The organism is Sphaerisporangium aureirubrum (assembly GCF_042658925.1).
In the GTDB taxonomy this organism is placed as follows: domain Bacteria; phylum Actinomycetota; class Actinomycetes; order Streptosporangiales; family Streptosporangiaceae; genus Sphaerisporangium; species Sphaerisporangium aureirubrum.
Genome location: NZ_JBHSRF010000059.1, coordinates 1 through 23,749, shown reverse-complemented (window position 1 = coordinate 23,749; position 23,749 = coordinate 1). Strand labels below are relative to the sequence as shown.

Below are 23,749 nucleotides of genomic sequence, written 5' to 3'. Positions count from 1 at the left end.
CGCGGCCCCCGTGCCCGTGACCGGTCAGTCCCGCACCGTGCGGAACGGGGTGCCGCGCAGCGTCGAGGTGACGATCCGGTTGTGCCCGTACTCGTCCCGGCCCCGCACCAGGGCCGCGCCCCACCGCTCCAGCGAGATGGCCCCGCCGTACTCCTCGATGTGGTCGGTGTCCGGGTAGACCCGCACCTTCGTCGGGACGTAACGGCTGGCGAAGCCCATCCGGTAGTCCCTGCCGGTGCTGACGTTGGGCAGCGAGGCGTGCATCAGGGTCGACCAGAAGATGACGCACTGGCCCTTCTCCATCACCAGCGGGACCGCGTCCTCCTCGTTCGGCTTCCAGTCCGGGTCGAACTGCAGGTCCCGGTAGTCGTAGCCGAAGAAGCCGCGGCGCACGCCGTTCTTCGTCTCCTGGTTGATGCGCCGGTCGTCGTAGCGCATGTGCCTGGTCTCGTCGTAGTTCATCTGGTGGTGCGTGCCGGGGATGATCTGCAGGCAGCCGTTCTCGCGGGTGGAGTCGGTGAAGGCGGTCCACACCGTGATCGTGCCCGCGCCGAAGTCGTCCTCGGACTCGCCGGGCCACAGCAGCTGCGGCTTCCCGCTGGCGTTGGCGAAGGTGTCCGCCTGGTGCCAGTCGGTGCCCTCGTCGCCGGGGTACTTGGGGAAGAACTCCGAGCGCCAGCACAGCAGGTCCGGCCCGAGGATGTCGGCGACCCGGTCGACGATCTTGGAGTTGCAGACGTGCTCGGCCAGCAGGTCGATGTCGAGGTGCCGGTCGTAGTTGAAGATGTTCGGCGCCCCGATGCTCGCGTCGACCTCGGGGTAGGCGGCGTGCGACCGGTCGAGCGTCTGCCGGTGGATCTTCCGCCACGTCGCGGCGATCTCGTCCGGCCGATAGATGGTGATCGGGCCTACGTAGCCGTTCTCGTGGAAGAACGCGCGCTCCTCATCGGTGAGCCGGTAGGAGACGCGCTCTGCGCCGATGGTCATGGAAACCGCTCCTCACGTCGCGTTCTGCTCGCCGGGCCGCATGGCGGCCACCGCCGCGGCCAGTTCGTCGTCGTACGTCGTCCGCTGGTCCAGGCTCACGCCGTAGGTGGCGCCGAGGTATCCGTTCAGCCGCAGGAACGTCAGCGAGTGGCCGCCGACGTCGAGGAAGTTGTCCGAGCCGGTGATCTCGGGATCGCCGAGCTCGCTCCGCAGCCATTCGACGACGGCTTTCTCGACGTCCTCCCGGGTGGCCTCGCCGGCCCCGACGCCGCTCGCAGGCATCATTCGAATACGCTCCCATCCGCTGTCGTCAATAGACGGCACGCCTGAAACCCGGGGCGCGCCGCACGTCGGGAAATGGTGGGTGAATCGGCGGACGGATCATCGCCGGTCGATTTCCGGATCCCCCGGATATGCGTTTCCCGTCAGCCGAACCGAGCGGAATATAACACCGCCTCCCGGGTCCGGTCATTATCCGGTCGCGGCACCCGGCCGGGCCGGGCCGCCTGTCCCGTCCACGGGACAAAGAGTGCCCGCCGCGGTCTTGAACAGCCCGGCGGGCTGACTTAGCGTGGAAATGCTGGGGGTAATCCATGGGCCGTTTCGTGCGTGGCTCGCGGAAAGAAGAGGGATTGTGACCACTCATCAAGTCGTCAGTGTCTTTCTCGACCTCGCCTTGATCATCCTTCTGGCGCGCACCTTCGGCGCGCTGGCCAGACGCTGGGGGCAGCCGGCGGTCATCGGGGAGGTCCTGGCCGGGATCCTGGCCGGGCCCACGCTGCTCGGCGAAGATCTGTCCCTGTTCCTGTTCCCGATGGAGGCCCGGCCGTTCCTCACCGCGCTGGCGAACATCGGGATCGCCGTCTTCATGCTGCTCGTCGGCCTCGAGATGGACGAGAACCTGCTGCGCGGGCGGGGCCGCATCGCGGTCTCGGTCGCGGTGACCGCGATCGTGCTGCCCCTCAGCCTGGGTGTCTGCCTGGGGTTCTTCCTCGCGCGCAACCACGCGTCGGGGAACACGCTCGGGTTCGTGCTGTTCATCGGCGCGGCCATGTCGGTCACGGCGTTCCCCGTGCTGGCGAGGATCCTCACCGACCGGGGCCTGGCCAGGACCTCGCTGGGCAACATCGCGCTGACCTGCGCCGCCATCGACGACGTCCTCGCCTGGTCCCTGCTGGCCGTGGTCGCCGTCGTGGCCAGCGCGACGGCCAGCAGCCTGTGGCTGCTCCTGCTGTTCCCGGTCTACGTGGCGGTGATGGCCGGCGTGGTGCGTCCCGTGCTGCGCCGTGTCTTCCCCCCCGGCTCGCAGTTGGACACGCGCAGGCTGGGCATGCTGCTGGGCGGCGCGCTGGTGTCCGGCGCGATCACCGAATGGCTGGGGATGCACTTCATCTTCGGGGTGTTCATCTTCGGCGTCATGGTGCCGCGGGCCGGTACCGGGGCGCTTCGCCAGGCCATGCGGGAGCGCGCCGGGGAGTTCAACGGGGTCTTCCTGATGCCCATCTTCTTCGTCGTGGCCGGGCTGAAGGTGCAGCTGTCCGGCATCGGCTGGATGGGGGTCGCCGAGCTGGGGCTGGTGCTGCTGGTCGCCGTCGGCGGCAAGTTCGGCGGGGCGTTCCTCGCCGCCCGCCTGAACCGCATGCAGACCCGGCAGTCCCTGGCGCTCGCCACGCTCATGAACACGCGGGGCCTGACGGAGCTGATCATCCTCACCGCCGGCCTCCAGCTCGGCATCCTGGACAGCTCGCTGTACTCGATCATGGTGGTGATGGCGGTGATCACCACGGTCATGGCCGGGCCCCTGCTCACGCTCATCCGCCCCATGCAGGGGATGCCGGACGAGGAAGGGGACAGGGCCGGGGAGGACCGGCGGGCGGCCGCCGCCCCGGGCGGGGCGGCATGACGCCCGCGGCGGCCGGGTTCTCGCTCGGCCCCGACATGACACGCGCCGTCGCGCGACTGGCCCGCGAGCACGACACGACGCCGCGCACCGTGCTGCGGGCGGCGCTCGTGGTGCTCGCGCACCAGCTCGGCGGCGCGGCGGACGCGGGCGCGATCCTGTCCGGCGATCCACCCTTCGCCGTCCTGGTCGACCGGGTGCGGGCCTCGGCCGCCGCGCCCGGCTTCACACTCGCCGAGGCTCCCGGCGGCCTGCGGATCGAGGACGGCAGCGGGCGCGTACGCGAGGACCTGGCCGTGAGGCTCGTCCGGGTGGTGGAGCAGGTGACGCGCGACCCCGGAACCCGCGTGCGGCGCGTCGACGTGCTGACCGCGCCCGAGCGGCACCGTCTGCTCACCGAGCTCGCGGGCGCCGACGCCCCGCCGCCGCGGCTGACGATTCCCCAGCTCGTGGCGCGGCAGGCGGCGGCGACGCCCGACGCGCCGGCCGTCGTGCACGAGGGCCGGTCGCTGACCTACCGTGAGCTGCGGGAACACGCCGAACGGGTCGCGCGGGCACTGGCGCGTGCGGGCGCGGGCCGTGAGTCCGTCGTCGCGCTCGCCCTCCCCCGCACCGCGGACCTGGTCGTCGGGCTGCTCGGGGTGCTCGCCTCGGGTGCCGCCTTCCTTCCCCTGGACCCCGGCTACCCGGCGCCGCGCCTGCGGCACCTGCTGGCCGACGCCGCCCCGGCCCTGGTCCTCACCGACGCCGCGACGCTGCCGGACCTGCCGGTGGAGGGTACGCGGTGCCTCCTGCTCGACGACCTCGGCGGTCCCGGCGGTCCCGGCGCGGGCGACGGCGAGCCGCCGGGCACCGGGCTCCGGCCCGGCAACCTGGCGTACGTCATGTACACCTCGGGCTCGACGGGGACGCCGAAGGGCGCGGCCATCACCCACGCGACCGTCGTCAACGGCGTCGCGGAGCTGGCCAGGGTCGCCGGGCTGCGTCCCGGGTCGCGGATGCTGGCCAGCTCGTCGATCAACTTCGACGTGTCGGTGTTCGAGATCGTGGCCGCCCTGAGCACCGGCGCCACCGTGGAGGTCGTCCGCGACGTCCTCGCGCTCGCCGGGCCCCGGGGCTGGACCGGCGACGTGCTGCACACCGTGCCCTCGGTGTTCGCCGAGGTGCTCGGGCAGTCCCGAGGGAAGGTCGGCGTGGGCACCGCGTTCTTCGCCGGGGAGGGCCTGACCGCCACGCTGGTCGCGCGGGTCCGCGACGCCGTCCCCGGGGTGCGGGTGGTCAACGCCTACGGCCAGACCGAGAGCTTCTACGCCACGACGTACACCGTCCCGGAGCGCTTCGGCGGCACCGGCGGCGTGCCGATCGGGGCGCCGCTGCCCGGCATGCGCACCTACGTGCTCGGCCCGGGGCTGGTCCCCGTGCCGCCGGGCGTGCCGGGCGAGCTGTACGTCGGGGGCGCGGTGGCGCGGGGCTACCACGCCCGGCCGGGCCTGACCGCCGAGCGGTTCGTGGCCGACCCGTTCGGCCCGCCGGGGCAGCGGATGTACCGGACGGGCGACCTCGCGCGGTGGAACGGGGACGGGGTCCTGGAGGTCCTGGGCCGCACCGACCACCAGGTGAAGATCCGCGGCATCCGGGTCGAACCGGCCGAGGTGGACGCGGTGCTCGGCACGCACCCCGGCGTCGCCCGCGTGGTCACGACGCTCCGCCCGGTGCGGGAGGGCCGCCAGGCCGAGCTCGTCGCGGTGGTGGTCCCCGCCGATCCTGACGCCGGCCTCTCCCCCCGCGCGCTGCGCCGCTTCCTCGCCGACCGGCTGCCGGTCCATCTGATCCCGGCGGCGTTCGTCCTGCTCGACAGGCTCCCGCTCACCCCGAACGGGAAACTCGACCTCGCGGAGCTGTCGGCCCTGGTGTCCGCATCAGGCCACCGCTGACCGCACCGCCGCCTGTCCCGTCGACAGGACGGCCGTGCCCGCGTGAAATCCGGGAATGTCAAGGCTTTCCGGTGAAACGACCGGCCGCCGGGGACCGCCGCGGCCGGGATATAGCAAGGACGGTCTCCGCGTATTCTCAAGCCCGGCGAACGGCACTATTCTCTCCTTAGCGATCGCCCCCGGCCCGCCAGGCGTCAAATGAGCCCGAGCCGCATTCCCGGCGATTCCGAATTCCGAATTCATAATTCCGTAGCGATGAAACACGGTGCCGCCGACAGTTTCGAGCCGCGAGCCGGCACCGCCCGATAGACCGCACACCTCCGGATTCACCGGTGTGCGATCCGGATCGTTCCGGCGTGTGCGGCTCCGGCGGAGACGAGGTGTGGGGATGTCAACCATGGAGACGCGCGCCGCGCCGGCGGCGCGTACGGGCGCCGGCGTCCTGGAACGGGGACAGGCGGAAATACTCCGGGCCGGAATGGAGTCCCTGCGTGAGCACGACCCCGGGCTGACGGATCTGCTCGACGCCGAGGTCCTGGCTCAGCGGGACACGCTCGCGATGGTCGCCTCGGCGAGCCTCGCCGCCCCGTCGGTCCTCGCGGCCGGAGGGTCGGCGCTGTCCAACGTCACGGCGGAGGGATATCCCGGGGCCCGCTACCACCCCGGCGCCGCGCGCTTCGACCAGGTGGAGAACCTCGCGGTCGAGCGGGCCAAGCGGCTGTTCGGGGCCCGGTACGCGAACGCGCAGCCGCACTCCTGCTCCTCGGCGAACCTCGCGGTGCTCGCGGCGCTCGTCCGTCCGGGCGGCACGCTGCTCGGCCTCGGCCTGGACGCGGGGGGCCACCTCAGCCACGGATCCCCGGCCTCCGTCACCGGGCGGCACTACCGCGCCGTCCACTACGGCCTGGACCCCGCCGGCCGGATCGACTACGCGCGGGTCGCGGACCTCGCCGCCGAGCACCGTCCCGCGGTGCTGATCGCCGGGGCCAGCGCCTACTCGCGCACGCTGGACTTCACCCGGTTCCGCGCCATAGCGGACGCCGCCGGGGCGTACCTGGTGGCGGACATCTCGCACATCGCGGGACTGGTGGCCGCGGGGATCCATCCCAGCCCGATCGACGCGGCCCACATCACGACGACGAGCACGTACAAGCAGCTCGGCGGCCCCCGCGGCGGGCTGATCCTCAGCGGCGCGGAGCACCGCTCCCCCGGGCCGGGCGGGGAGGGCACGCTGGAGGGCCTGATGCAGCGCGCGGTGTTCCCGCAGTCCCAGGGCACCCCGCACCCGGCGCTGATCGCGGCCAAGGCGAGGGCGTTCGCGCTGGCGGCCGAGCCGCGGTTCCGGCTGACGATGCGGCGCGTCGTGGAGAACGCCGCGGCGCTCGCCGACGAGCTGACCCGCCTCGGGTACCGGATCCTCACCGGCGGCACCGACAACCACATGGTCGTCGTGGACCTGCGGGGACACGGGATGACCGGCCTGGTCGCCGAACGCGCGCTGGAGGAGTGCGGGATCCTCGCCAACCGCAACCGCGTCCCCGGCGACACCAAGCCGCCGCAGGTCGCCGGCGGCCTGCGGCTCGGCACCAACATCCTCGCCCAGCGCGGCCTCGGCCCGGACGAGACCCGGGAGTGCGCGCGCCTGCTGCACGCCGTGCTCGCCGCCACGACCCCGCTGAGCGACACCGGCCACAGCGTCGACCCGGTGACGGCCACCGAGGTCCGCGCGGGCGTGCGGTCGCTGTGCGAACGGCACCCGGTGCCCGCGGACGACGGGCCGCCGACCCCATGAGGGAGACCCGGTGAACCCCACCTCCGGCAGGGCGCACGCCGCACCGCCGCCCGTGCTGCTGCCCGCGGACCGCCCCCGTCGGCCGGGCGCCCCCGCCGGGCCCATGGCGATCCAGACGTACCCCCTCCCCCGCCCCGCGGCCGGAACAGGCCGCGACGACCTGCTCCTCGCCGGCCTGGCGGCACTGCTGCACCGCTACACCGGCCAGACCCACATCACCCTGCACCGAACCGGCCCCGACGGCCGTCCCGAACACGTGCTCCTGACGGTCCCCCCCGGCTCGACACTGCCAGACCTCGAAGCCGCGCTAGCGACCCCCCGTGAACCCACGCGCGAACCCGCCACAACCACCATCCGCTCCCTCCAGGCGGGCGAACCGGCCACGACCGAGACCCGCTTCCCAAAGGCGAACGAACCCGCCACAACCACCATCCGCTCTCCCCAGGCGGGCGAACCGGCCACGGCCGAGATTCGCTCCGCTCGGGCGGGCGAGACCGCCACGATCGGTATCTGCTTCACTCAGGCGGGCAAGTCGGTCGGCGTGGCCAGGGCCCGTGAGCTGGAGCTGGTGGTGCGGCGGGGGGACGCCGCGCTGACCTGTCACTATGACGCCGGGATCTTCGACGCGGGCACGGTGGAGCGGCTGCTCGGGCACTATCGGACGCTTGTCGAGGACGGGACGCGGCACCCGGACCGGGCCGTGGCGCGCCTGAGCATGATGACGGACGCCGAGCGGCGGCGGGTCCTCGTCGACTGGAACCGGACCGGGCGGGACCTGCCGTCCGGGTGCCTGCACGAGGCGTTCGAGGCGGCGGCGGCCCGGGATCCCGAGGCGACGGCGGTCGTCCAGGCCGGGCCCGGGGCCGGCGAGCGGTGGACGTACCGCCGGATCGACGCGGCGGCCGACCGGCTGGCCCGGCGCCTGCGCTCGGCCGGCGTCGGCCCCGGCACGCGGGCCGGGGTCTGCCTGGACCGGTCGCCGCTCCTGCTCGTCGCGGTGCTCGGCGTGCTCAAGGCCGGTGGCGGGTACGTCCCGCTGGACCCGGGCTACCCCACCCGGCGGCTGGCCGCCATGGCCGAGGGCTCCTCGTGCGCGCTGGTGATCTCCCGCCAGGCTCTGGCCGGGAACCTCCCCGCCGAGCGCCTGCTGCTCCTCGACAGCGAGGAGGACGTGCCCGCCGACCCGCCCGAGGACGGCCTCGTCGCGGGCCCGGACGACCTCTGCTACGTCATCCACACCTCCGGCTCCACCGGGGAGCCGAAGCCGATCGCGCTGCGCCATCGCGGGGTCATGAACAACATCGCCGACCTCAACGACCGCTTCGCGGTCGGCCCCGGCGACGCCGTCCTCGCCCTGTCGTCGCCGAGCTTCGACATGTCCGTGTACGAGTTCCTCGGCGTCACCGCCGCCGGCGGCACCGTGGTCGTCCCCGACCCCGCCCGCGCCGGCGACCCCGCGCACTGGGCCGAGCTGATCGCGGCCATGGGCGTCACCGTGTGGAACTCCGCTCCGGCGCTGCTCGGCCTGCTTGCCGACCACCTGGAGCAGGCGGGAGGCCCCGCGCTGCCCGGCGTACGGCTGGCGCTGCTCGGCGGGGACTGGGTGCCGGTGACGCTGCCGGACCGGATCCGCCGGTTCATGCCGGACCTGCGTCTCGTCGTCATGGGCGGCGCCACGGAGGCGTCCATCCACTCGACGATCTACGAGGTGGGGACGGTCGACCCGGGGTGGACGAGCATCCCCTACGGACGCCCGATGGCCAACCAGCGGGTGTACATCCTCGACGACGCGCTCCAGCCCGTCCCGCCGGAGGTGGCGGGGGAACTGTACCTGGCCGGGATCGGCCTGGCCCGGGGGTATCTGGACCGGCCCGAGCAGACCGCCGAGCGCTTCTTCGACTGGTCGTGCGGCGAGGTGACCGGCGAGCGCGTCTACCGCACGGGCGACCTGGCCCGCTTCCGCCCGGACGGCCTGATCGAGCTGCTCGGCCGCGCGGACTTCCAGCTCAAGATCAACGGCCTGCGGGTGGAGCCCGGGGAGATCGAGGCGGTCCTGCGCTCCCACCCGGCGGTGCGCGAGGCGGCCGTCGTCGCGCGGGACGGGCGACTGGTGGCGTACGTCGCGCCCGGCGCCGGCCACCGGGAGCTGCGCGACCTCGCCGCGAGCAGGCTGCCCGGCTACATGGTGCCCGCGGAGTTCGTGTCGCTGGACCGGCTGCCGCTCTCGCCGAACGGCAAGCTGGACCGCCGCGCCCTCCCGGCACCCGCCACCGGCCCCGCCTACCGGGCGCCCCGCTCGGACCTGGAGCGCGCGCTCACCGAGATCTACGCCGACGTCCTCGGGCGTGACCGCGTCGGCGCCGACGACGACTTCCTGGCGCTCGGCGGGGACAGCGTCCGCGCCATCCAGGTGATGACCCGCGCCCGCACCCGGGGCATCGCCGTCACCTCGTGGCAGGTCCTGGAACAGCGGACCGCCGCCGAGCTGGCCCGCGCGGCGGCCGGCGTGACCGGGGAAACCCCGGTGGACACGGCGGATGACGGCGAGGCGGCCCCGGCCGGGAGCGCCGCCGCGGGACAACCCGAGGGCGCGTCCGAGGATCCGCGGCCGTGGCGGCACCACCCGCATGAGGCCGAGGTGTGGCCGCTGACTCCGCTGCAGGCCGGGATGGTGTTCGAGTCGGCGCTCGGCGACGGCGGGGCCGATCCTTACCACCTGCAGACGGTCTATCACCTGTCCGGCCCGGTGGAACCGGCCCGGCTCCGTGCGGCGGGGCGGGCCCTGCTGGACAGGCACGGCGCGCTGCGCGCCGGATTCGTCACCGGCGCGGACGGGACCACGCGGCAGGTCGTACCCGACCGGCTGGAGCCGCCCTGGCGGGAGCTCGACCTCGGCCACCTCGCGCCGGACGAGCGGGAACGACGGTGGCGGCGGTTCCTGGCCGGGGACCGGGCCGCGCGGTTCGACCTGGCGGCGCCGCCGCTGCTGCGGATGACCCTGGCGCGGTTCGGCGACGGGCACGCCAGGCTGGTGCTCAGCTGCCACCACGCCCTCCTCGACGGCTGGTCGCAGCAGGTGCTGGGGGCCGACCTGCTCGACCTCTACCACGGCGCCGCGCCCGCGCCGTCGCACGGGTTCCGGGACTTCCTGGCCTGGTCGCGGCGGCGGGACGCGGACCGGAGCGCGCGGGCCTGGGCCGATCACCTGGCCGGCGTGACCGAGCCCACCCTGCTGGCGCCGGCCACCCGCCCGAGGACCTCCGCGGGCGTCGTCGCCGAGATCGTCCACGCGCTGCCGCCGGAGGAGTCCGAGCGTCAGGCCAAGACCTGCGCCGCGCTGGGCGTGACCCCGAACACCCTGACGCAGTGCGCCTGGGGCCTGCTGGTGTCCGCGCTGACCGGCCGCCGCGACGTCGTCTTCGGCGCCACCGTGTCGGGCCGCTCCGCCCCGCTCGACGAGGTGGAGACCGCGGTGGGCCTGTTCATCAACACCGTCCCGGTCCGGATCCGCTGGGCCCCCGGCGACACCGCCGCGGACCTGCTCACCACCGTGCAGAAGGAGCGGACCGCGCTCATCGAGCACGAGCACCACGGCCTCGCGGAGCTCCACCGGGCGATGGGTCTGCCCGCGTTGTTCGACACCCTGACGGTCTTCCAGTCCTACCCCACCGGCGCACCCGCGCCGGGGGCCGTCCGGCTCACCGGGGTCGACTCGATCGGCACCGGGAGCTACCCGCTCAGCCTGCTCGCCGAGGGAGACCGCCTCGTGCTCCAGCACGACGAGCACGCGTTCGCCCGCCCGGAAGCCGAGGCCGTCCTGACGGGGTTCCGCTCGGCCGTGCGATGGCTGATCGAGGACGCCCACCGGCCCCTCGGCGCCTTCGAGGAGACCCTCGGGGACGTCGGCGGCCTGGCCCGCCGCACCGGAGCCGCGCCGACCGCCTTACCGGTGGTCGCGGGCGCCTCACGGGAACCGCGCACGCCCCAGGAGGAGGCCCTCTGCGCGATCTTCGCGGACGTCCTGGGCGTCGAGCGGGTGGGCATCGACGACGACTTCTTCGCGCTCGGCGGCGACTCGCTGAAGGCGACGAGGATCGCCGGCCGGATCCGGCGGACGCTCGGGCTGGAGGCGACCATCCGCACGCTCTTCGAGCACACCACCGTCGCGAAGATCTCGGGCAACGTCCGGACACCCGTCCGGGACGACCGCCCGTCCCTGCGCGGAACCCGCGGCCGCGACGCCGAGGACGCGCGATGACACCCGGGCGCCGGGCCCCCCTGACCGTCCATGGCGACCGGACGCGGTGACCACCGCGCTTTTCCGACCAAGAAGGAGATCCGATGCAGGACTTCGCTGACCGGTGGGGCTTCGGCCCGGACAAGTTCTGGCTGCGCGGTGAACGCAAGAAGGAGGCCGTCGCGTTCGACGAGGAGAACGGCGTCTGGCACCTCTACGGCCACCCGGAGTCGGCCGAGGTCCTGATGGACACCGAGAACTTCACGCCGGACGGGACCAAGCTGTTCGAGGTCGACGAGGAGACGGCGAAGTACTTCGAGGGCGACCTGGCGCAGATGAACGGCCCGGAGCACGTCCACCTGCGCAAGCAGGTCATCAGGGTGTTCAACCCGAAGTTCATGGACGACCTGGAGCGGCGCATCGTCGAACTCTGCGACGAGCTGATCGGCCGTCTCGGCGGGCGCACGAGGTTCAACCTGCTGACCGACTTCGTGGACGACCTGTCGGGCATCGTCTTCGCCGAGTTGCTCGGCATCCCCGCCGACGACCGCACGATGTTCCGCATGGTGGACGTCAACATGGACCAGGCGGCCATGATGACGACCGTCGAGGGCGAGGACTACTTCCAGAAGCTCACCGTGCCGTTGCAGCCGCTGCGCGACATGCTCGGCCGGCACATCGACGACCGCGCGGACAACCCCCGCGAGGACCTGATCAGCCTGCTGTGCCGGGTGAAGAAGCTCGACGGCAGCTCGATGACCCGGGACCAGATCATCAACTTCGTCATCGGCATCCTTGGCGCCGGGCACCTCGCGACCCCGCTGCTCATCGGCAACACGATGCTGTGCCTGGAGTCGTTCCCCGAGCAGTACGAGCGCGTGCGCGCGGACCGCTCCCTGGTCCCGACCATGCTCGACGAGACCATGCGCTTCCTGAGCCCCGGCAACGCCACCTACCGCGCCACCCTCGCGGACGTGGAGGTCGCGGGCCAGAAGATCCCCAAGGACCAGATGATCCGCGTCGAGCTCGGTTCGGCCAACCGAGATCCGCGCGCGTTCCGCGACCCGGACTCCTTCGACGTCTCCCGCAGCCCCAACCCCCACCTCGGGTTCGGCCGCGGCGCCCACCACTGCATCGGCGCGCAGATGATCAAGGTGGAGACGCGCGTGGTGTTCGACCTCCTGATGGACCGCTTCCCGGTGCTGCGCGTCGACCCGGAGGTCCCGCCCGTCTACTTCGACTCGCCGGACTTCACCGGAGTGAAGTCGGTCGCGGTCCGCACCGGCTGAGGCCCCTCGAAGCGCCGACAGAAAGGACCCGACATGGCCGAGACACTCCCCGAGGCGACGCCCCTGCCGATGACGCGTCCCGCGGACCGCCCGTTCGACCCTCCGCCGGAACTGGCGAAGACACGCGAGGGTCACCCCCTCAGCCGGCTCCTGTACCCCGACGGCCACGTGGGCTGGCTGGTGACGAGCCACGCGCTCGCCCGGCGGGTGCTGGCCGACCCGCGGTTCAGCTCGCGCAGCGAGCTGCTGCACATCCCCTACCCCGGCGGGCTCGGCGAGAAGCTGCCCCCCGCCCCGCCCGGGCACCTGCACGCGATGGACCCGCCCGAGCACACCCGCTACCGGCAGATGCTGACCGGCAGGTTCACCGTCCGCCGGATGGGGATGCTCACCGCCCAGATCGAGCGGTTCACCGGGGAGATCCTCGACGCCATCGCCAAGCAGGGCCCCCCGGCCGATCTCGTCCAGGCCTTCGCGTACTCCATCCCCGCGCTCACCATCTGCGAGCTGCTCGGCGTGCCCGCCGAGGACCACGAGAAGTTCCAGCACGAGGCCCGCATGATGAACGCGCTGGACGTCGCCCCCGAGGAGGTCTACGCGGCGTACGTCGCCATGGACAAGTACGTGCGCGAGCTGGTGGTGGCCAAGCGCGCCGACCCCACCGACGACCTGCTCAGCGACCTGACCAAGACCGACCTCAGCGACGAGGAGCTGGCGGGCATCGGCACCGTCCTGCTGGGCGCGGGCCTCGACACCACCGCGAACATGCTGGCGATCGGCGTCTTCGCCCTGCTGCGCCATCCCGCCCAGCTCGCCGCGCTGCGCGACGACCCGGGCCTCGTCGACGGCGCCGTCGAGGAACTGCTGCGCTACCTGACCGTCGTCCACACCAACGCCAAGACCGCGCTCGAGGACGTCGAGCTGGACGGCCATCTCATCGAGGCGGGCGACACGGTCACCATCTCGCTGCACGCCGCCAACCGCGACCCGGAGCGGTTCCCCGACCCCGACACCCTGGACCTCGGCCGCCGCGCCGTCGGGCACGTGACCTTCGGCCACGGCATCCACCAGTGCCTCGGCCAGCAGCTGGCCCGCGTCGAGATGCGCGTCGCGTTCCGCGAGCTGCTGAGCAGGTTCCCCACGCTGCGGCTGGCGGTCGACCCCGACGAGGTGCCCGTGCACGTCAGCGCCGTCTACAGCGCGCAGCGGCTGCCCGTCACCTGGGACGAGGCGTAGCCGATGCGCCTGCGCGTGGACCAGGAGAGCTGTTGCGGTTCCGGCATGTGCGCGCTGGTCGCCCCGGACGTCTTCGACCAGGACACAGCCGACGGCCGGGTGGTGCTGCTGGACGCCAGCCCGCCGCCCGCGCTGCACGACGCCGTCCGGCACGCCATCCACGCCTGCCCGTGCGGGGTGATCGGCGAGGACGCCGGCCCCGGCACGGCCGTCTGACCGCTTTTCCGTGTTGATCGTCAACAGGCCTCTCGTGGAGAAAGGGAGTGCGATGCGAGTCGTCCTCGTCAATGTGCCGTTCGCGGACTGGGATCGGCCGTCGGTGGCGTTGAGCCAGCTCGCGGCGCATACGAAGCGGGAGTTCGGCGAGTCCGTCGACGTCGAGGTGGTGTACGCCAACCTGGACTTCGCGCTTCTCATCGGGACCGAGCAATACGGGCGGTTCGCGAGCAACTCGGAGTACCTGACCACGGGTGTCGGTGAATGGCTGTTCCGGCGGATGGCCTTCCCCGAGAGCCCGGACAACACCGAGGAGTATTTCCGGCGTTACTTCTGCGACGAGGGGGCGGCCGGTTTCCGGGCGCGCATGCTGCGCGTCCGGGACCGGCTGGAGGATTTCTGCGGCGAGCTCGTCGACAGGTACCGGCTGGCCGAGTGCGACATCGTCGGCTTCACCTCGATGTTCGCGCAGACCCTCCCGAGCGTCGCGCTGGCGCGGCTGGTCAAGGAGCGCAACCCGGACGTCGTCACCGTCATCGGCGGCGCGAACTGCGAGGCCCCCATGGGCGCGGTGCTGGCCGAGAACGTCGCGGCCCTGGACTACGTCTTCTCCGGGCCGTCGCTGCACACGTTCCCCGACTTCGTCCGCTGCGTGATGGACGGCAGGCCCGAGCTGGCCGACGAGATCCCGGGCGTCATGTCGAAGCGGAACGTGCGGATCCCGCGCTTCCGCCGCGCCATCGGGAAGGACCGGGATCTCGACGACTACATCCACCCCGACTACGAGAGCTTCGTCGGCAAGTTCACCGAGTGCCAGGACGCCCTGCGCGCCGACGCCGGAGAGGCCGAGCCGATCCTCTATTTCGAGACCTCACGCGGATGCTGGTGGGGAGAGCGCTCGCACTGCACGTTCTGCGGGCTCAACGGCCTCGGCATGGGATACCGCGCGATGTCCCCGGACAAGGCGCTGGAGCAGTTCGAGTGGCTTTTCAGCTTCGCGCCGTGGTGCCGCACGTTCCACGGAACCGACAACATCATGCCGCGCGAATACCTGCGCGACGTCTTCCCCAAGCTGAGCCCGCCCGCCGGGGCCTCACTGTTCTACGAGGTCAAGGTGCCGATCTCCGACCGCGACATGCGGACGATGGCGGAGGCCGGGGTGACCGTGGTGCAGCCCGGCATCGAGGCCCTGGCGACCTCGACCCTCCAGCTCATGGCCAAGGGCACCACGGTCTTCCTCAACCTGCAGTTCCTCCAGAAGTGCCTGAAGTACGGCATCGAGCCGTTGTGGAACCTGCTGCTCGGCTTCCCCGGCGAGGAGGCGAGCGTCTACGAGAAGTACGCGGCGGACCTCCCCAACCTGGTCCACCTGCCGCCCCCCGAGGACACGTTCCTGGTGCGCTTCGACAGGTACAGCCCCTACTTCACCAAGCGCCACGAGTACGGCCTCGATCTGCGCCCCCTGGACTTCTACCGGCTCATCTACCCGGTGGTGCCCGAGGAGCAGATCTTCGACCTCGCCTACTTCTTCGCCGACGAGAACCTCGCCGCGTACCAGGTCCAGTCCATCGAGTGGCTGGCCAAGCTGAAGTCCCTGACCGACGCCTGGCGCGACGCCTGGACCGGCGGCACCCCGCCCCGGCTGGCCCTCACCGTGGACGACCAGGGGAACCCGGCCGTCCTCGACACCCGGTCCGGCATCACCCGGTGGACCCCGGTCACCCCCGACACCGAGAAGCTCCTGCACCGGCTGGCCTCTCCGGTACGCCCGGACAGGCTCGCCGCCGACCTCGGCCTCCCGGCCGGACGGGTGGACGCGATCCTGGCCGAACTCACCGCCCGCGACCTCCTGCTCAAGGAAGGAGACAGCGTCCTCAGCCTGGTCACCCTGGAGCCCCCTGCCTGACGCCCCTGCCGCCACGGCGAGGATGATTGCGGGCCATGGCGTTGTCGACGGCGTTCACGAAGCTTCTCGGTGTGCGGCACCCCATCGCCCTGGCGCCGATGGGCGGGTCCGCCGGCGGCGCGCTGGCGGCGGCCGTCTCGCGCGGCGGCGGGCTCGGCCTGGTCGGCGGCGGCGCCGGGGATCCGGACTGGCTGGCCCGCGAGCTGCCGATCGCCGCCGGCGCCGGTGAGCCGTGGGGTGTCGGTTTCCTGACCTGGGCGATCGGCGACGAGGCGGTGGAGCGCGCGCTGGAGCACGGCCCCCGGGCGGTGATGTTGTCCTTCGGGGATCCGGGCCCGTTCGCGGCGCGCGTCCGCCGGGCGGGCGCGGCGCTGATCGTCCAGGTCACCGATCTGGAGGAGGCCAGGCGGGCGGTGGACGTGGGCGCCGACGTCATCGTGGCGCAGGGGTCCGAGAGCGGCGGGCACGGCGCGCGGCGCGGCCGGTCCACGTTGCCGTTCGTGCCGGTGGTGGCGGACCTCGCGGCCCCGGTGCCGGTGCCGGCGGCCGGCGGGATCGCCGACCGGCCGCGGCGTGGCCACCGTCCTGGCCCTCGGCGCCGGGCCGGCAGCCGGTCTCCCGGGCCGGATCGCGTGAGGTTCAGCTCGTGGACCGTTCGTGGTGTCCCCGCAGGTCGAGGAGGCTGTCCCGGCCACCGGCGGGTCCTCGCTCACGGGTGAAGCGCCTGACCGTCTCCTGCGCCTGCCGCCACGCCTCGGCGATCGGCTCCCCGAGGGAGTTCGCCAGCACCGGGGCGAGCCGCGGCGTCGCGTCCCCGGCACGCGCGAGGTCGTACAGGAACCGCAGCCGCCGCCTGCGGCGACGCCCCCTGCCCATGCGGATCGGCACCGGGCCCTCCACCGTCACCACACCCAGATTGACGCCGACCGTGATCCCCGGCTCGCCACCACCCGCGGGCGCCCCCGTCCAGCCGGCGATCAGCGGCCGGAGACCCTCCAGCTCCCGCTCCGCCGACCGCAGATCCGTGCGAAGCCACCCGTGAAGGTCGCGGAACCACGCACGCAGCCTCCGCGCCTCGGACGTCTCCCGCAGTTCGAGCGCGCGCGGGATCACCTCGGCGGGCGTGCGCGCGTCCCGCAACACCCGTGCCAGCACCAACGGCACCTCCAGGTCGAACCCCGGATCGCCGACCACCGCCGCGACCGCATCGGCCCGCCGCCTGCGCGCCGCCGACACCTCCCCGACCACGCGCCCTTCGACGTCGGCGGCGAAAGGCCCACCGGGATCGAACGCCACCAGCGGCGTCCGGATGGCATGCGGCAGGTAAGGAGCCTCGGCCAGCTCCGCCACGTACTGGTAGTACAGCCCCGCGGCGGTGTTCCGCACCACGTCATAGGCGGCGCTCATCTTGTCGTACCCGTAGCCGGACGGAATCGGCGCCTCGACGAGGGCGTGATCCCCCCGATCGATCGACCGCATGGCCTCGGCGAGCTCCATGAACGCCCTGCTCGCCTCCATGTGCTCCCGCGCCGCGACAGGCCTGCGCACCACCCGCCTCATCTCGTCCAGCGCGAGATCGACGTAGATCGCCTCCCGCTCGTTCTCCTCCTCCAGCTCGAACGAGGCGAGCAAGGACGGATCGGAGTACCCCGTCTCGAAATACCCGTTGCTGATGTCGAGGATCACCCCCGTCATCCCCCCCGCCGCCAGCGCCCCCAGATGCCCCCGGAACTCCGGCGTCCGAGATATCTCGACGGCCCGCTGCCCCGCCCTCAGCAACATCCGCCGATGCAGGCGCTCCGAATAGGCGAGCGGCGTCACCACCTCCCCCAGCCCCACCCCCGCGGGCACGAACCCCCCGTACCCGTTCCGTAAGACCGCCTGATCCCCGTCCCGGTGCACGAACCCCGGACTGATCCCGATCTCGTCGTGCATCACGATCGCATGCACGAGCTGCGCCAGGCACTCGACGTCGATCGCCACCCGCAGCGCGTGATTGAGGTCGTAGTCCCACTTGTCGGAGTTGAACTCGCTCCTGCGCGGCGCGACCACGAGCCCCTCGGCGCCGCCGGCCTCCCCGAGCAGCCGCAACGCGCTCTGCAGCGTCAAACCGTCGAGCACCACCGCCCCGAGCCGCGGCTGCCCACCGCCGATCCTCATGATCTCTTTGTACAGCGCCGGTGCCCGCCCGCGCGGCCCCTTGCTAGCGTCGCAGGCGCACGGGGGCGCCGGGCCCGGTGCGGCGGACGAGCCAGGCCTCGGTGATGTGATCGAACATCGCCTCGGCGGCGCCGCCGGGGTCGTGGGCGGCGATGCGCTCGTAGATGCGGCGATGGCCGAGGTTCGACGCCACGCACAGGGCCCGTTCGGTCCGGCCCATGTACCTCGCCGTGTTGACGACCTGGCTCTCCAGCGAACGGACGACGCCACGGGCGATGCGGTTCCCGGACGCCTGCATGATCGCGTCGTGGAAGGCGCGGTCGGTGTCGTGGTACGCGACCTGGTCGTCCACGAGCCCGTCCATCCGGTCCACGAAAGCACGCAGCCGATCGACGGTGTCCTCACCGGCCTGGCGAGCGGCGACGTTCGCCATGTCGGACTCCAGCACACGCCGTGTGACGACGAGGTCGTCGAGGATCGCCAGGCTCTCGTCCACCGCGATGGTCGCCGCGAGGACGAGCTCGTCGAGCATGTTCCACATCGCCGGCGCGGTGACCATGGTCCCGGCGCCCTGGCGGACCTGCACGAGGCCCTTCTCCTGGAGGATCTTCACGGCCTCGCGGACGACGGTCCGGCTCACCGAGAAGGCCTCGCACAGCGCGGGCTCGGGGGGCAGCGGGGTGCCCGGCGGATAGACCCCGCGGACGACGCGCTCCACCAGCTCCGCCGTCACCGCCCTGGCGAGGTTGGCCGGCCGCCGCACCCATGCCGGGGGTAGCGCGACACTCCCGGGCGATTCCTGCGATGCCGTCATGTTCCCTCCGGCCTGCCAGGCCGTCACCGATCTTCATCGCAGTATATGTCATACGTGTTGACGTCAGACGTCATACGAGTTACGTTTCGGCCTAGATGGCCGGGCGAGCCGGCCGCCCTCCGGAAAGTGAACACGTCAATGGGGCAACGAATAATTTGGCCGGTCGTCCTGTTCGCGGGGCTGACCCTGGCCGGCTGCGGTAGCGCCACACGAACCGAGCCCACCTCGACCGAATCCAGCAAGGCCGCGAAACTCGTGGTCTGGGACTGGAAGGCCGGCGAGAAGACCTCGGCGAACTACATCGCGAAGGCGAAGGCCGACTTCGCCGCGAAGCATCCCGGGGTCACCGTCGAATTCGTGGCCCAGCCGTTCGACCAGTACTACACCCTCCTGGGCTCGGCCATCCAGTCCAGTACGGGGCCGGATGTCATGATGTTCAACGGGGGCGGCCAGATCCGCGACCGCGTGAACGCGCTGCTTCCGCTGGACCAGTACGTGGCCGGGGACAAGGAGCGGCTGGCGGGCTGGGACGCGTTCAGCAAGGACGGCAAGGTCTACGGGGCGCCGGTCACGTTGCAGGGCCATCCGATCTACTACAACAAGTCGCTGTACACGAAGGCCGGGCTTGACCCGGCGAGCCCGCCCAAGACGTGGGACGAGTTGGTCAGCGACTGCGCGGCCATCAAGAAGGCGACCGGGGCCAAGTGCTTCGCGCTCGGCAACAAGGAAGGCATCGGCATCCAGTTCTGGATGTCGGGCCTGGGCTCGGGAATCCTGACCCCCCAGGAATACGACGACTGGATCGCCGGGAAGCGCGACTGGAAGTCGCCCCATGTGAAGAAGATCTTCGAGTTGTGGAAGGACGCCGGCGACTCGGGTCTGAACAACGACGGCGCCAACTCGACCGCGATGTTCAACGACTCCTTCGCGATCTTCGATGCCGGCAAGGCCGCCCACATCATCGGGCTGATGTCCGATGTGGGGCACTGGAAGGACTTCGGCGAGTTCCTGGGGGCCGACAACGTCGGTGTGATGCCGCCCCCGGTCGTCACCTCCGGCTCCGGCCCGAACATGCCCTACGACGGTGGTATCGGCTACGCGGTCGCCAAGTGGACCAAGGAGCCGGCGCTGGCCGCCGACCTGGTGCGGTCGCTCACCTCGACCGGTGCCCTCGCCTCCTTCTCCTCCGACGCCGGCGCGATCGCGTCCGACACCACGATCGAGGTGCCGCAGGGCGCCCCCGCCGTCGGCGCGATCGTGGCCACCCTCAAGGAGGGCAAGCCCGCGCTGCACGTCGCGCTGTCCTCCAAGACCATCGATCTGATGGGGAGACTGTCCCAGCAGTTACTGAGCGGATCGGCGACCGTCGACAAGGTGGTGGAGCAGCTGGCCGCTTCCGACAAGGCGAGTTGATCACGTGCCCGTCGGAGGTTCGTCGCCCCTGGTCCGCCCGGACTCCGCCGGGCGGGCCAGAGGTGCGGAAACCGCGTCGCAGGCACGAGGCGGCGTCACCCGTACCGGTTCACGCCGCGCCCCCCGCATGCAGCGTTCCGAGCGCCTCGCGCCGTTCGTCCTGGTGGCCCCAGCCGTACTGATCATCGTCATCCTGCGGTTGTGGCCGCTGCTGCTGGGCATCAACTTCTCCTTCACCGGCGACGGTGCGAGCAACGGGACGGCGGTCGGGCTCGCCAACTACGCGGAGCTGTTCCAGGATCCGTTGTTCCAGGGCGCGCTGCGCAACGTCGGGTTGCTGGTGCTGCTGCTGCCGGTCGCGGTGGCCATCCCCGGCCTTCTCGCGACGTTCATCTACCTACGCGTGCCGGGCCACCGGTTGTTCCGCAGCGTCTACTTCTTCCCCGCCGTGCTGTCACCGGTGATCGTCGGTGCGATCTACAACCTGCTGCTCGCCTTCGAGGGCCCGGTGAACGCCCTCCTCGGGACGGCCGGCCTCGGCCCGGTCGACTGGCTCGGCGATCCGGGCGTCGCCATGTTCGCGGTCGTCGGCGTGCACGTCTGGGCGACGTTCGGGATGGCCCTGGTGGTGTTCCTCGCGGGCTTCGCCACCCTGAACTCCTCGCTCCTGGACGCCGCCAGGGTGGACGGCGCCACGCTGCCGCAGGTCATCTGGCACGTCGTCATCCCCGGGCTGTCCCGCACCATTCAGTTCGTCTTCGTGACCACGATGATCGGCATGCTGACGTCCATGTTCGGCCTGCTGTACGTCATGACCGCGGGTGGCCCGGAAGGGTCCACCTACCTGCCGGAGTACTACATCTGGCACCAGCAGGGACAGATGAACCGCCCCGCGCTCGCCTCGGCGGCCTCGACGGTTCTGTTCTTCATCATGCTGGTGGTGGGACTCGCGCAGATGAGCGTGCTCCGGCGCGCGGGGAGGGCGGACTGATGCCCGGCAGGCGCTTGAGCAGGTGGGTGATCGCCGTTCCGATGGGGGTCCTCGCGCTCGCGACGATCTATCCCCTGGTGTTCACCGCCAACGTCGCCATGAAGACGCGGCGGGACTACATTCTCGACCGGTTCTCCCTGACCGGCTCCCTGAACTGGGACAACCTCGTCACGGCATGGACCAGCGTCGGCATGGCGCGGTACTTCGTCAACTCGCTCGGCGTGGTGACGGCGTCGGTGGTCCTACTGCTGCTGCTGGGGTCGATGGCGGGCTTCGCGCTGAGTCAGCTCCCGTTCCGCGGCTCCAAGGCGCTCTTCCTCGGGTGTCTGGCGGCGCTGTTCATCCCGTTCCAAGTGATCATGGTGCCGTTCGCCCGGGTCATGGCCGACAGCGGTCTGATCGACACCTACCCCGGGCTGGTCCTGGCCTACGTCGCGCAGTTCCTCCCGTTCACCGTCTTCCTGATGACCAGCTACTACAAGACCGTCCCGCGCGAGATCGTCGACGCGGCCAGGATCGACGGGAACACCGTGTACGGCGTGTACCGGCGGATCATGCTGCCGATGGGGACCCCCGCGCTGCTCTCCGTGGGCATCCTCGATACCTTGTTCTGCTGGAACGACGTGCTCATCTCCCTGTTGATGATGCCGTCGGCCGACCACCGCACCCTCATGGTCGGGGTCACCTCGCTGCGTGGGCAGTATTCCGACGACATCCCCACCTTCGCCTCGGGGGTCCTGATCGCCGCCGTACCCGTCCTCATGGTCTATCTCTTTCTCCAGCGCCAGATCGCCGACGGTGTCACCGCCGGTTCCACGAAGGGCTGACATGCGTATCACGGGGTATCGCACGTTGACGACGGTTCAGGAATGGGGCCGCCCGGTCGGTGACGCCAACGGCGTGTTCGCCGACGGCGTGGTCACGGTGCCGATCGTCATGGTCGACACCGACGAGGGGATCACCGGCGTCGGCTTCGGGCCCCACGGTGGTCTCGACACCGTCTTCGCCGCGATCGAGGGCGAGGATCCGCGCGGCGTGACCGCGCTGTACGACCGCATGCTGCGCCAGACCTTCAAGGCCGGCCACGCGGGGGCCGTGTTCGGGACCATCGGCGCACTCGACACCGCGCTCTGGGACATCAAGGCGAAAGCGGCCGGTGAACCCCTCTGGCGGCTGCTGGGCGGGCGTGACCGGCGGGTGCCCGCGTACGCCTCGGGCCTGGACATCGGCCTGACCGACGACGAACTCGTCTCGGTCTACCAGGTCTACGCCCAGTACGGCCTGCGGGCGGCCAAGCTCAAGGGCGGCCTCGACATCGAACGAGACCGGCACCGCCTGACCCTGGTGCGGGAGGTCCTCACCGAGGCGGGGCACGGAGCGCGGCCGGGCCTGATGCTCGACGTCAACGAGGCCTGGTCCCGCAAGCAGGCGGTCCGGCACGTCTGCGAGCTCGAACGCACCCTGGACCTCACCTGGATCGAGGAGCCCGTCCGGCGATGGGACGCCGAAGGCCACGCCGTCGTCGGCAGGGGGATCCGCGCGTCGGTCGCCACCGGGGAGAACCTCACCGGGCTCGAGCAGTACCGCCCGCTGCTGGCCGCCGGGGCCGCCGACATCGTCCAGGCGGCGGCGGTCTGGGGCGTCACCCATTTCCTCCGGGTATCCGCCCTGGCCCACGCCCACGACGTACCGGTCAGCCCGATCGGCAACACCTCGGTCGCCCTGCTGCACGCCGCGACGTCGGTGCCCAACCACATAGTCAGCGAGCTGCAGGATCTGCAACCGCCGCTCGGGGTGTCCCTCGACCTGTACGTCGAGGACGGCGCGTTCGTCCTCGGTGACGCGCCCGGTCTCGGCCTCACGATCCGCGAGGACACGATCACGGGGTTCACCCGCCGGTCGAGCAGCCTGACGGCCGACAGCCCGAACGTCCGGCCGGAGCAGGCCGGCCGGCGGCTGCTGGCGGTGACCGATCACGGTCCGGCCGTGCAGCGCCGCCCGCGCTCCTCTCTTGGTTGCGGACCCGCGCAGTCGGACGACGGGGTCGCTCATCCCGTCCGAGGCTGACCGTCCCCCTCGGCGGTCACCAGGTCGTGGGACACCTCGTCACCTCGTCCCGGAGGCCGGCGCCCCCGGGGACGAGGTGACGAGCAGGGTCGGGTGATCTCGAAAGGTCAGGTGCGGGTCCAGCGCTGGTTGGCGCCGCCGTTGCAGGACCAGATGGCGAGTTTGGTGCCGTTGGCGGTGGCGTTGTTCGGCACGTCCAGGCACTTGTTCGCGCCGACGGCGGTGATGGTGCCGTCGGAGTTGAGGCGCCACTTCTGGTTGTTCTGGCCGTTGCAGTCCCAGATGATCACCGAGGTGCCGTCGGCCGTGCCCGCGCCGTTGACGTCCAGGCACTTGCCGCCGTACACCCGCAGCTCACTCGAGCTGGTCGGCGTCCACTGCTGGTTGCTCTGCCCGTTGCAGTCCCAGATCTGCGCCTGCGCCCCGTTGGCCTGCGAGGCACCGGCGACCTCCAGGCATCTGCCCGAGCCCGCACCCCGGAACGCGCCCGTGCCCGAAGGAGAGGGAGAGGGGGAGGGAGAGGTGGTGGGAGAGGTGGTGGGACCCGGGCCGCCGGCGTTGAGCGCGTCAAGGACGGCGGTGTAGGCGGCCTTCTTGTTGAAGTTGCCGTCGAACAGCAGGGGTGTGTCACCGCTGCGCCAGGAGTACTTGTCGGTGATACCCCAGACGGTGATGCCGGTGCAGCGGGGGACGGCCATGCAGGCCTGGGTGACGCGGCGGTAGGAGTCGGCCTGGCCGGAGCCGGAGCCGCCGATGTCGAGCTCGGTGATCTGCACGTCGACGCCGAGGGCGGCGAACTGGGCGATG

At 71.6% G+C, this 23,749-nt stretch carries 18 protein-coding genes; 13 read left to right on the top strand and 5 right to left on the bottom strand.

Annotated elements, in window-relative coordinates:
* Positions 1 to 24: 24 nt before the first annotated feature.
* Together ACFP1K_RS29350 and ACFP1K_RS29345 are read right to left on the bottom strand one after the other, a co-directional pair.
* On the bottom strand, positions 25 to 987 hold the full coding sequence (locus ACFP1K_RS29350) for a chlorinating enzyme (RefSeq protein WP_380759293.1): 963 nt from the start codon (positions 985 to 987) through the stop codon (positions 25 to 27).
* A gap of 12 nt (positions 988 to 999) precedes the next feature.
* Entirely contained in the window at positions 1,000 to 1,272 is a 273-nt protein-coding gene (locus ACFP1K_RS29345; RefSeq protein ID WP_380759291.1) for an acyl carrier protein, read from the bottom strand.
* 349 nt (positions 1,273 to 1,621) lie between these two features.
* Between ACFP1K_RS29345 and ACFP1K_RS29340 the strand changes: the two genes are divergently transcribed.
* From ACFP1K_RS29340 to ACFP1K_RS29300, 9 genes are all read left to right on the top strand, one after another.
* Positions 1,622 to 2,890 (top strand): cation:proton antiporter domain-containing protein, encoded by a 1,269-nt coding sequence (locus ACFP1K_RS29340; protein ID WP_380759289.1) that lies wholly within the window; start codon positions 1,622 to 1,624, stop codon positions 2,888 to 2,890.
* Positions 2,887 to 4,821, top strand: a complete 1,935-nt coding sequence (locus ACFP1K_RS29335) for an amino acid adenylation domain-containing protein (protein WP_380759287.1) — start codon at positions 2,887 to 2,889, stop codon at positions 4,819 to 4,821. Before ACFP1K_RS29340 ends, ACFP1K_RS29335 begins: the two co-directional genes overlap by 4 nt.
* A 388-nt stretch (positions 4,822 to 5,209) precedes the next feature.
* On the top strand, positions 5,210 to 6,613 hold the full coding sequence (locus tag ACFP1K_RS29330; protein WP_380759285.1) for a serine hydroxymethyltransferase: 1,404 nt from the start codon (positions 5,210 to 5,212) through the stop codon (positions 6,611 to 6,613).
* Between the two features lie 10 nt (positions 6,614 to 6,623).
* A complete protein-coding gene (locus ACFP1K_RS29325; RefSeq protein ID WP_380759283.1) occupies positions 6,624 to 10,871 on the top strand; it encodes an amino acid adenylation domain-containing protein in 4,248 nt (1,415 codons plus the stop codon).
* An 83-nt stretch (positions 10,872 to 10,954) separates the two neighbouring features.
* Complete coding sequence (locus tag ACFP1K_RS29320; protein WP_380759281.1) at positions 10,955 to 12,139, top strand: cytochrome P450; 1,185 nt, start codon at positions 10,955 to 10,957, stop codon at positions 12,137 to 12,139.
* A 33-nt stretch (positions 12,140 to 12,172) separates the two neighbouring features.
* Positions 12,173 to 13,375, top strand: a complete 1,203-nt coding sequence (locus ACFP1K_RS29315; RefSeq protein WP_380759279.1) for a cytochrome P450 — start codon at positions 12,173 to 12,175, stop codon at positions 13,373 to 13,375.
* A gap of 3 nt (positions 13,376 to 13,378) precedes the next feature.
* A complete protein-coding gene (locus ACFP1K_RS29310) occupies positions 13,379 to 13,591 on the top strand; it encodes a ferredoxin (RefSeq protein WP_380759277.1) in 213 nt (70 codons plus the stop codon).
* 52 nt (positions 13,592 to 13,643) lie between these two features.
* A complete protein-coding gene (locus tag ACFP1K_RS29305) occupies positions 13,644 to 15,497 on the top strand; it encodes a RiPP maturation radical SAM C-methyltransferase (RefSeq protein WP_380759275.1) in 1,854 nt (617 codons plus the stop codon).
* A 35-nt stretch (positions 15,498 to 15,532) separates the two neighbouring features.
* Entirely contained in the window at positions 15,533 to 16,216 is a 684-nt protein-coding gene (locus ACFP1K_RS29300; RefSeq protein WP_380759273.1) for a nitronate monooxygenase, read from the top strand.
* On the opposite strand, the gene ACFP1K_RS29295 is transcribed toward ACFP1K_RS29300, so the two are convergent.
* The gene (locus ACFP1K_RS29295; RefSeq protein ID WP_380759271.1) at positions 16,137 to 17,657 is read right to left on the bottom strand and encodes a hypothetical protein; all 1,521 of its coding nucleotides are present in this window, start codon (positions 17,655 to 17,657) and stop codon (positions 16,137 to 16,139) included. The genes ACFP1K_RS29300 and ACFP1K_RS29295 overlap by 80 nt on opposite strands.
* 43 nt (positions 17,658 to 17,700) lie before the next feature.
* Positions 17,701 to 18,471 (bottom strand): FadR/GntR family transcriptional regulator, encoded by a 771-nt coding sequence (locus ACFP1K_RS29290; RefSeq protein ID WP_380759269.1) that lies wholly within the window; start codon positions 18,469 to 18,471, stop codon positions 17,701 to 17,703.
* A 126-nt stretch (positions 18,472 to 18,597) separates the two neighbouring features.
* Here ACFP1K_RS29290 and ACFP1K_RS29285 point away from each other — a divergent pair, with 126 nt between their 5' ends.
* From ACFP1K_RS29285 to ACFP1K_RS29270, 4 genes are all read left to right on the top strand, one after another.
* Complete coding sequence (locus ACFP1K_RS29285; protein WP_380759267.1) at positions 18,598 to 19,884, top strand: ABC transporter substrate-binding protein; 1,287 nt, start codon at positions 18,598 to 18,600, stop codon at positions 19,882 to 19,884.
* Between the two features lie 127 nt (positions 19,885 to 20,011).
* Positions 20,012 to 20,875, top strand: a complete 864-nt coding sequence (locus ACFP1K_RS29280; protein WP_380759265.1) for a carbohydrate ABC transporter permease — start codon at positions 20,012 to 20,014, stop codon at positions 20,873 to 20,875.
* A gap of 26 nt (positions 20,876 to 20,901) precedes the next feature.
* Entirely contained in the window at positions 20,902 to 21,702 is an 801-nt protein-coding gene (locus ACFP1K_RS29275) for a carbohydrate ABC transporter permease (protein ID WP_380759263.1), read from the top strand.
* A gap of 25 nt (positions 21,703 to 21,727) precedes the next feature.
* The gene (locus tag ACFP1K_RS29270) at positions 21,728 to 22,942 is read left to right on the top strand and encodes a mandelate racemase/muconate lactonizing enzyme family protein (RefSeq protein WP_380759261.1); all 1,215 of its coding nucleotides are present in this window, start codon (positions 21,728 to 21,730) and stop codon (positions 22,940 to 22,942) included.
* 107 nt (positions 22,943 to 23,049) lie between these two features.
* Here ACFP1K_RS29270 and ACFP1K_RS29265 read toward each other — a convergent pair.
* Positions 23,050 to 23,749 (bottom strand): lectin (locus ACFP1K_RS29265; RefSeq protein WP_380759259.1); only part of this gene is annotated, 700 nt, incomplete at its 5' end.